The organism is Dietzia sp. B44 (genome assembly GCF_014145245.1).
GTDB classification, from domain to species: domain Bacteria; phylum Actinomycetota; class Actinomycetes; order Mycobacteriales; family Mycobacteriaceae; genus Dietzia; species Dietzia natronolimnaea.
The window spans coordinates 1-2596 of record NZ_JAALEF010000318.1 but is presented as its reverse complement, the minus strand read 5'-3'; the positions used below and the strand labels follow the sequence as shown (position 1 = coordinate 2596).

Below are 2596 nucleotides of genomic sequence, written 5' to 3'. Positions count from 1 at the left end.
CGCTAGGGGTCCAGGGGTTTACGCCCGTCGAGATCCCGTAGGAAATCAGGGTCGTCGTCCGGTGCGATCACCCGCGGCGGGGCCGGCCGTGAACCGGGCCCGAAGGCCCGCCACAGCAGGATTGCCACGGTCACCACACCGATGAGTGCGAACAGCCAGATCACTCGAACCTCCTTCACACCACGATACGTATCCTGGTGTTCATGAGCGAGCGAGACGAGTCGGCAATCCCGGCACAGGTGACCACCGGAACCAGGCCCGGCGCACGGCTGGCCCGCAACATGATGTTCTACACCGTGTTGAGACTGCTGATGGTCGTGGCGTTGACCCTGGTCATCATAGGGATCGGCCGCCTCGCCGGGGTGGACGTCCCGGTGCTCGTCGCGGCGATACTCTCGGTGGTGGTCGCGCTACCGTTGTCCATGATCCTGTTCACCCGCCTGCGCGCGGAGATCAACTCCGACATCTCGGCGGTCGACGCCGACCGGCGGGCCAAGCGCGAGGACCTGCGTCGTCGGATGGACGAGGCCTGACCTAGCTGGTCGGTGCGGGCCAGGGCAGCGCCGGGAGCTGCTCCGACCCGAACGAACCCCTCCACCCGAACGGCGGCAGGACCGAGTTCTGGGCTGCCGGGGGTTCGGACTCGACGGTTCCGGGCGCGGTCGGCACCTCTGTCGGCGCCGGTTCCGTGGATCCGGTGGTGGGTTGGCTGACCTGTCCCCCGGTCGTGGTGGTCTCGACCTCGCCCGGGGTGGAGGGCTCCGTGCCTCCGGGAGAGGTGGGCGGGCTGGTCGGTGAGGTGGTCGGCGGCGTCGTGCCCTCCGGTGGGGTCACCGGCGTGCCCGGTGTCGTCTCCTCGGTGGTGCCGTCGCCCGGACCGTTCTCCGTCGGCTCGTCCGGGTCCCCGTCGGGCTCGTCGGCGTCGAACCACGGATCCTGCACACCGACGTCCGTCCGCGGCTGGGCCGGAGTCCACTGGGTGGTCGGGGTGCCCGTCGCGGGCTGGCGGGGAGGAGCGTAGGTCCCCGTCTCGTCGTCGGCGACGTACAGCGCTCCCGGGGCGGGCTGCACCCCGATGTAATAGCGGCTGAGGCAATGGTCGGTGACGCTCTGGCTACCGTCCGTGAAGACGGTCATCCCGGGGGTGCCGCCGTCGGCCTCGGTCGCGCACCGCGCGATGAAGCGACCCGGTTGGGTCTCGCGCTCGGTCGGTTCGGCCGCGGTGGTCAGTTCGGTGGCAGAGGCGGACCCCGGGGCTTCAGACAGGACCTGCGGATCCGGCTGTGCGCACGACGCCGCCACCAGCGCGATCGCGCCGGCGGACAGGAGCACCCGAATTTGCATAACGATAGTGTCTCAGTTCCGTCAAAGGATGGCTACCGGTCGACGCTGTGGAACACGTCATGCCGGGGGTCAGATGCCGGCCGCCCGCGTGCGGACCGCGCCGAGTGAGGCCACGGCGGCGGCGAGGACGGCGGCCCCGAGCCCACCGACTCCCACCGTGATCAGATCGGTCACCGGTGGCGCGATGTTACCGGCGATCCCGGGGCCCACCATGGCGACCGCGCCGAGCCTGCCGAACGCCGCACCCAGGACCACCCCGAGTGCCGAGGCGCTCGCCGCCACCAGTGCGGTCTCCGCGACGAGCATCAGCCACACGCCGGTCCGGGTGACGCCCACGCCGCGGAGCAACCCGATCTCGCGCGTCCGCTCCCGGACCGCGAGCGTGAGCGTGTTGACCACTCCCACCAGTGCGAGCGCCACCGCCACCGCCAGCAGGAGCGAACTGGACGTGAGCACGGTCCGGACGGAGCCCGCGATCTGGTCGCGGGAGGCGAACGTCTCGGTGACCGCCAGCGACGGGTCGGCGTCCACCACCGCCGACCTCACCCCGTCGAGCGCCGCCTCGAGGGACCCGCCCTCGAGGTCGTCGTCCATCCGCAGCCACTGCTCGGTGCGCGGGACGAACTGCTGCGGGATCTCCTGACCCTCCGGCCAGGGGGATCCGTCCGGCAGGTGCGCCACGGGCCAGTCGGGGACGCTGCCCGGGGCGGCGAGGGCCCACTGGTCGGATGAGCGGCGCACGACGAGGTCCCGTCCGTCGTCGTCGGTGAAGAAGCGGAACCGGACGGTGTCGCCGTCACGGGCGTCCGCGGCGACGGGGGAGGACTCGGGCAGCACGATCTCGCCCGGGCCGGGAAGGGTGACCTCGCGGCGCATCACCTGTGCCACCCGGGACGGATCGGCCACGCGCAGGACCGTGCGCCTACCGTCGTCGTCGCGGGCGTACATGTCGACGACGACGAGGGAGTCCGCCACCCCGTCCAGTCCCGCCAGTTGCTCGGGCAGCCCGCCGGGCAACATCCCGTCGGGTGCGGTGACGGCAACGTCCAGCGGGACGCGGTCGACCAGTCGCGACTCGATGGCGGGCCCCAGCAGGGCGATCCCGGTGACCATGGTCGAGGTGAGGGTCACGCCCACCAGCACGGCGGCCGAGGTGGCGGCCGTGCGGCGCGGACTGCGCGCGGTGTTGCGTGCGCCGAGCAGGCCGACGGGTCCGAGGACCGGTCCGACCACAGTGCCGATCATCCCGAGC

The 2596-nt window shown here is 71.8% G+C and carries 4 protein-coding genes; 1 reads left to right on the top strand and 3 read right to left on the bottom strand.

Going from position 1 to position 2596, the window contains the following annotated elements; all coding sequences use genetic code 11:
* Window positions 1-2 precede the first annotated feature (2 nt).
* On the bottom strand, window positions 3-179 hold the full coding sequence (locus tag G6017_RS10995) for a hypothetical protein (protein ID WP_206682432.1): 177 nt from the start codon (window positions 177-179) through the stop codon (window positions 3-5).
* 24 nt (window positions 180-203) lie between these two features.
* Between G6017_RS10995 and G6017_RS10990 the strand changes: the two genes are divergently transcribed.
* Window positions 204-533 (top strand): DUF4229 domain-containing protein, encoded by a 330-nt coding sequence (locus G6017_RS10990; protein ID WP_179523207.1) that lies wholly within the window; start codon window positions 204-206, stop codon window positions 531-533.
* Between the two features lies 1 nt (window position 534).
* Here G6017_RS10990 and G6017_RS10985 read toward each other — a convergent pair whose 3' ends face one another.
* Window positions 535-1344 carry a hypothetical protein gene (locus tag G6017_RS10985; RefSeq protein WP_182617348.1) on the bottom strand — a complete coding sequence of 270 codons (810 nt, stop codon included), beginning with the start codon at window positions 1342-1344 and terminating at the stop codon, window positions 535-537.
* Window positions 1345-1413: 69 nt separating this feature from the next.
* Window positions 1414-2596, bottom strand: a 1183-nt coding sequence (locus G6017_RS10980) for an ABC transporter permease (RefSeq protein WP_182617346.1), incomplete at its 5' end; no start/stop codon positions are given.

Coding starts and splice junctions, on each gene's coding strand:
- G6017_RS10985 (WP_182617348.1), bottom strand. CDS start 1,344: ATGCAAATTCGGGTGCTCCTGTCCGCCGGCGCGATCGCGCTGGTGGCG.
- G6017_RS10990 (WP_179523207.1), top strand. CDS start 204: ATGAGCGAGCGAGACGAGTCGGCAATCCCGGCACAGGTGACCACCGGA.